The sequence below is a fragment of the Streptomyces griseorubiginosus genome, assembly GCF_017614965.1.
Classification (GTDB): domain Bacteria; phylum Actinomycetota; class Actinomycetes; order Streptomycetales; family Streptomycetaceae; genus Streptomyces; species Streptomyces griseorubiginosus_B.
On record NZ_WVUG01000504.1, the window covers coordinates 1 to 3,618 of the forward strand.

At 67.7% G+C, this 3,618-nt stretch carries 5 protein-coding genes and 1 pseudogene; 4 read left to right on the forward strand and 2 right to left on the reverse strand.

From position 1 onward, the window contains the following. Positions 1–59 precede the first annotated feature (59 nt). From GRC12_RS42710 to GRC12_RS42720, 3 genes are all read left to right on the forward strand, one after another. Positions 60–1,094 carry a DUF4331 family protein gene (locus GRC12_RS42710; protein WP_208785828.1) on the forward strand — a complete coding sequence of 345 codons (1,035 nt, stop codon included), beginning with the start codon at positions 60–62 and terminating at the stop codon, positions 1,092–1,094. 182 nt (positions 1,095–1,276) lie between these two features. Next, entirely contained in the window at positions 1,277–1,654 is a 378-nt protein-coding gene (locus GRC12_RS42715; protein ID WP_208785832.1) for a DUF1622 domain-containing protein, read from the forward strand. After that, positions 1,651–1,902 carry a DUF1622 domain-containing protein gene (locus tag GRC12_RS42720; RefSeq protein ID WP_208785829.1) on the forward strand — a complete coding sequence of 84 codons (252 nt, stop codon included), beginning with the start codon at positions 1,651–1,653 and terminating at the stop codon, positions 1,900–1,902. Before GRC12_RS42715 ends, GRC12_RS42720 begins: the two co-directional genes overlap by 4 nt. A gap of 207 nt (positions 1,903–2,109) precedes the next feature. On the opposite strand, the gene GRC12_RS42725 is transcribed toward GRC12_RS42720, so the two are convergent. Both GRC12_RS42725 and GRC12_RS42730 read right to left on the reverse strand, forming a co-directional pair. After that, positions 2,110–2,601, reverse strand: coding sequence for a cupin domain-containing protein (locus GRC12_RS42725; RefSeq protein WP_208785830.1), 492 nt, complete (start codon positions 2,599–2,601; stop codon positions 2,110–2,112). A 122-nt stretch (positions 2,602–2,723) separates the two neighbouring features. Beyond that, a complete protein-coding gene (locus tag GRC12_RS42730; RefSeq protein ID WP_208785831.1) occupies positions 2,724–3,221 on the reverse strand; it encodes a MarR family winged helix-turn-helix transcriptional regulator in 498 nt (165 codons plus the stop codon). A gap of 132 nt (positions 3,222–3,353) precedes the next feature. Between GRC12_RS42730 and GRC12_RS42735 the strand changes: the two are divergent. Beyond that, positions 3,354–3,618, forward strand: a pseudogene (locus GRC12_RS42735) (ABC transporter substrate-binding protein); the annotation flags it as partial.

Genomic DNA, 3,618 nt, shown 5'->3' on the forward strand with positions numbered 1-3,618 from the left:
CCCTTCCCCCAGCACCACCCCGGCGCACCAGCTCGGGCCCCATCACCGAAGGATCCCTCATGTCGCACCACCTCGACTCTCCCGCCGCCCGCCAGGACGTCCGCCTCGACATCACCGACTTCTACGTCTTCCGAGGCGAGCGCGGCACCGTGTTCGTCCTGAACGTCAACAACTCCATCTCCGGCCCTGACGCCCCACAGGGCCTGCACCCCGAGGGCCGCTACGAGTTCCGGATCGACACCGACGCCGACGCCCGCCCGGACCTCGCCTACCGCTTCACCTTCAGCGAACCCGGCCCGGACGCGGAACAGCCGTGGGCGCTGCACCAGTTGACCGGCGACGAGTCACGCGACGACAACGCCACCGGCACCCGGCTCGCCACCGGCGTCACCGGCAAGGAGGCCGCCGGGAACGGGGGAGAGCGGATCTGGGTCGGCCGCGCGGGCGACCCGTTCTGGATCGACCACGACGTTCTGGGCGCCGTCGGAGAGGCGTTCGGCCACGGCGAGCGCGTGGACCTGTCCGGCTGGGACCGCGGCAAGGCCACCAACCTGTTCGCCGGACAGACGGTGCACTCCATCGTCCTCGAAGTCCCCGACGAGAAACTGCTGCGCCACACCGACGGCAGCGACACCCTGGGCACCTGGGCCGCGAGCATCCTGGCCACCGACGCCGGGGGCTGGCGGCAGATCCAGCGCGCCGGGCACCCGATGTTCCACCCGATCTTCGGCCAGCACGACCCGGACCTCAGCGACCGCTACAACGCCAGCCTGCCCGATCAGGACCAGGAGTTGTACGCCGACCTCATCGCCGGCCGGATCGCCGACGTGGTGGCCGCCTACGGCACGGCCGACAACGCCCGTGCCTATGGGGAGGCGGTGACCGCGTTCCTCTTCCCCGACGTGCTGCCCTACCGAGTCGGCAGCGCCGCCGTGTACGGCTTCGCCGGCTGCAACGGCCGCACCCTGACGGACAACGTGGTGAACGTGATGTTCAGCCTCGCCACCAACACCCCCTTCGACATCGGCCTGAGCAAGGACTGTGTCACCGCCCGGCCGACCGGCACCTTCCCCTACGTCGCACCGGTCGCCTGAACGACGAAGCCACCGGTTGTCCGTCGCCGTTTACCCGCTGCGTGGCGCCGACGCCTCCACGCAGCGGGAGGAGGCGCTGAGTCGAAGAAGGATGTGTGGTGGATGTGATACCTGTCGGTCGCCAAATAGTGGCGGAGGAGGATCTGCTCCCGGAATCCACGCTGAAGGACGTCGTCGACACGATGGTGCACCTGGTGGAGTTCGCCGGCGCCGTAGTCATCGTCGTCGGCGCGCTGTGGGCGTTCCTGCAGCTTCTGAGGGGCGCGGCGTCATGGGGACGCCTCTCCAAAGCCGGGGTGTGGGAACCGCGCTGGGAGTTCAATCGGATTCGGCTGTCCCTGGGGCGGTTTCTCACGCTCGGGCTCGAGTTCCAGCTGGCCGGGGACATCCTGCGGACTGCCATCGCGCCGACGTTCACGGAGATCGGGCAGCTGGCGGCGATCGCCACCATCCGTACCGTCCTGAACTACTTCCTGGGCAAGGAGATCGAGAAGGAGCGCATCGAGGTCGAGCGGCCGCCGGGCCAGGAGCCGGCCACGACTTCGGCGGCCTCGGCATGACGGCACTGCTGCGACAGGCGGCCTTGTTGGTGACGCTGATCGGACTGCTCTCCGCCGTCTGCGCCGTCCTCCGCCTGCGCCGCGTCCAGCCCACGATCGCCCTGCTGACCGACTTCCTTCTGGCAGCGGGACTCATACGGCTCGCCGCGGCACCGTCGTGGACATCGCTGGCCATCGCCGCGATGACGGCTGCCATCAGGATGCTGCTCAACGCAGGGTTGCGCGCGCTGGCCGCGCGGCATGCGTAGACACGGGACTGACCGGCCAGTCCTGAGCGGGCACCTACTGCAGCTCATTTCCCCTGGCTTGGGCCGCTATGAAGCCGAGGTGCCGTAGTCGTCGGTGAGGTAGACGGCCATGACAGCGGGGGAGTGGGCGCATTTTGACCACAGCTTTGGACCTGTGATGCCGGAGGCGCTGCACGTGGGCTCTCCGAGGAACGCCGAGGCGGCACCTCAAGGCCTGTCTGTGGGAAGCGGGTATGACCTGGTCCGGTAGCGGCTGCGGAATTCGGCGAGCAGTTGGTCGGTCGCTTCGGCGCCGGCGCTCACGGCGGCGTGGACGTCGCGAAAGTAGTTCTCGTAGCCGGCCGGAGTGTAGAGGCACAGGGCTCGTGCGGTGGCCGGGCCTTCGTTGCGGAAGCCGTGAGGGGTACCACGGGTCGCGGCGAGCAGATACCCCGGGCCCGCGGTCACCTCGCCGTCCCCGGTGTGGAGGGTCAACTCGCCTTCAAGCACGTAGAAGTACTCGTCATGTGCCTCGTGTACGTGGGGCCTGGCTCCGATGGTGCCCGGCGCGAGGCTGAACTCCTCGAAGGCGAAGCGTCCCTCGGTCTGCTCGCTGGTGAGCCGGAAGAAGTGCGCGACCCCGGCGACATCGATGAGCTCGCCGTCCGAGGGACGGCGCAGAAGTGGACGAGACGCATTGCGGGAAGGACTGTCGGTCATGGCGTCATTGTCACCCCGCGATGCTCCTTGATCGCTTTGGGCTGTGACGGCCTCTCGTGCACGCCGACTTCGACTCCAACGTGACCGCCATGATGGCTCAGCACCGCTGCCAACGGATCGCTTCACCGACGCCAGGGCAGTCCCGTGGTGGCGGGACCGTCTGGATCGGTGAGGGCGGCGAGGATGGTCTCGCAGATGTCGGTGAAGGCGCGGGTCTGCTCGCTGCTGAGGTGGTCGAAGATCGCGGCGCGGACGGTGGTGACGTGTCCGGGTGCGATCCGTGCCAGGGCGGCCATGCCCTCGTCCGTCAGAACGGCGAACTGGGTTCGCCTGTCGGTGGAGCAGTTCTCGCGGCGAACCCAGCCGTCCTCCTCCAGCCGGCGGACCGCGTGGGTGAGCCGCCCGCGGGAGATGTTGAGCTGCTCGGCGAGGTCTGTCATCCGCAGGCGTCGGTCGGGGGCGTCGGAGAGGCGGGCCATCACTGTGTAGTACAGGTGGATGATGCCCGCTGTGCTTCGCAGCTGCTGGTCGATGGTGTCTTCCAGTAGGACGCTGGCACTGCAGTAGGCGCGCCATGCACGCAGCTGCTCGGCGTTCAGCCAGCGGGTCTCTTCCTCCATGCGGCGGATCCTAGCATTGCTTCAACTTTTAAGGAAATCGGTCCACAACGCTTGAAAGTTTAAGCGCATCGATCTAGCGTGAGCCCCGTCGAAGTGCTGAAAAGTTTAAGCACTTGTCCATAGGGAGCTGTCATGTACCCCATCCGCAAGACCCTCGTCGGAGCCCTCACTCTCAGCGTGCTGGCGGGCGGCGCCTCCGCCGCTCTCGCCGACTCCTCCGTCGGTGGCCCCACCGGCACGCACACCGTGCCGACGAGCGAGCAGGCACAACTGCAGAAGCTGTACCAGCAGGCCCTGGCCGAGGGCGGGACCCTGACCGTGTATGCCGGCGGCGACACGCCTTACCAGGCCGACTACCTCCGCGACGCCTTCCTCAAGAAGTTCCCGAAGATCAAGT

What these genes read in the sequence shown, in the direction of transcription:
- GRC12_RS42710 (WP_208785828.1), top strand. Translation starts at nt 60, where the DNA reads ATGTCGCACCACCTCGACTCTCCCGCCGCCCGCCAGGACGTCCGCCTC.
- GRC12_RS42715 (WP_208785832.1), top strand. Translation starts at nt 1,277, where the DNA reads ATGGTGCACCTGGTGGAGTTCGCCGGCGCCGTAGTCATCGTCGTCGGC.
- GRC12_RS42720 (WP_208785829.1), top strand. Translation starts at nt 1,651, where the DNA reads ATGACGGCACTGCTGCGACAGGCGGCCTTGTTGGTGACGCTGATCGGA.
- GRC12_RS42725 (WP_208785830.1), bottom strand. Translation starts at nt 2,601, where the DNA reads ATGACCGACAGTCCTTCCCGCAATGCGTCTCGTCCACTTCTGCGCCGT.
- GRC12_RS42730 (WP_208785831.1), bottom strand. Translation starts at nt 3,221, where the DNA reads ATGGAGGAAGAGACCCGCTGGCTGAACGCCGAGCAGCTGCGTGCATGG.